The sequence below is a fragment of the Azospirillum griseum genome (assembly GCF_003966125.1).
Lineage (GTDB): Bacteria > Pseudomonadota > Alphaproteobacteria > Azospirillales > Azospirillaceae > Azospirillum > Azospirillum griseum.
The window spans coordinates 1-1,208 of record NZ_RXMA01000102.1 but is presented as its reverse complement, the minus strand read 5'-3'; the positions used below and the strand labels follow the sequence as shown (position 1 = coordinate 1,208).

Annotated in this window: 3 protein-coding genes; 2 read left to right on the top strand and 1 reads right to left on the bottom strand. The window is 63.7% G+C overall.

Translation table 11 applies throughout. From position 1 onward, the window contains the following. Positions 1 to 293, top strand: a 293-nt coding sequence (locus tag EJ903_RS27510) for a hypothetical protein (protein WP_210211578.1), incomplete at its 5' end; no start/stop codon positions are given. A 22-nt stretch (positions 294 to 315) separates the two neighbouring features. Then, the gene (locus tag EJ903_RS26335) at positions 316 to 678 is read left to right on the top strand and encodes a hypothetical protein (protein ID WP_126620819.1); all 363 of its coding nucleotides are present in this window, start codon (positions 316 to 318) and stop codon (positions 676 to 678) included. An 18-nt stretch (positions 679 to 696) separates the two neighbouring features. Here the strand turns inward: EJ903_RS26335 and EJ903_RS26330 are convergent. After that, on the bottom strand, positions 697 to 1,208 hold a 512-nt coding region (locus EJ903_RS26330), incomplete at its 5' end, for a hypothetical protein (RefSeq protein WP_210211577.1).

Genomic DNA, 1,208 nt, shown 5'->3' with positions numbered 1-1,208 from the left:
CGGCATCCGACTCTCGGCTCCAGAAGGGGCCAATCCTTTACCCGCAGCCCTCTTCGATTGCCAGTCTGCCGATTTGTGCACCAATGTCTGCCGGGCTGGCTCTGGACCACGCCGTTCGCTGCGGCTATGGCGGACGGGTGATTCGCTGTGACTGGCATCTATCCTTCAGCCGCATCAACAGCAGCATTTCCATCGACATCACGGGCCGGCCAATCTTGAAGGGTCAGTCCGACGCCACTCTGAAGCGGATCGAGGTTGTCGCTAAGGACATCCTGACCAAGTTCGCGGCGTAGATAACGAGGCGCGAACGGCGCCGTGCTGTTTGGGGAGGGAATCCGAGTAGCAGAGGAACCGAAAACCGATACAGACGCTGCCGTTCGTCCGAAAACGGCGGAAAACATGTATTTTTCGACAGGCACAGGGGGGCCGCTTTCCTACCCCTCTCAAGGCCCTGGAATCATAGCCGGGAAACCCTGTCGGATTGGCGGACTGTACGGAAACACCCTCGGTCAGGTTTTCCGTACAGCCGTCACGGCCCAATCGGACTTTCTGTTCCGCTACTACTCGGACCCCGAGGCCGCGGCGCGCGGCCTGCTGAAGGGGCTGTGTTGTTGCGAGCCCGAGCAGATCGACGCCATCATCGACCGGCTGCGGGAGATGATCGCGGGCGGGGCCTAAACGTCGTCCTCGTCATTATCACCAGGCAGCGGCTTGTCCAGGTCCACGCGCATGTCGCCGACCAGCGTCCGCATGTGGGCGAACAGCGGACCGTCGGGCTGAACAGCCGGCGGCGATGTCGCGCTCCGGCAGGGACAGGAAAGCCGTCAGCGCCGGTTCCTCATCCAACAGGAACGGCCGCGTGTCACCGCGCCGGACTCGGGCGTCTTCGATGCGCCGGGCGGCCCGGTAGATGCGGCGCCGGAGGTCGAGGTCGCCGGTCAGATCGGGGGCCGGCAGGCCCTTTGCCGCAGCGCGGGCCTTGAGCCGCCGCATGATGGCGCGACCACGCTCACTAACATCATGCGCATTACCGCGTGGGGGCTCTCCGCCTTCGATGCTCGGTGTCGTGGTCTTCATGATGGCGGCTCCCAGTGCCGTGGTCACGCCAGCGTCATCGTACGACATTGGTGCACAAATCGGCAGACTGGCAATCGAAGAGGGCTGCGGGTAAAGGATTGGCCCCTTCTGGAGCCGAGAGTCGGATGCCG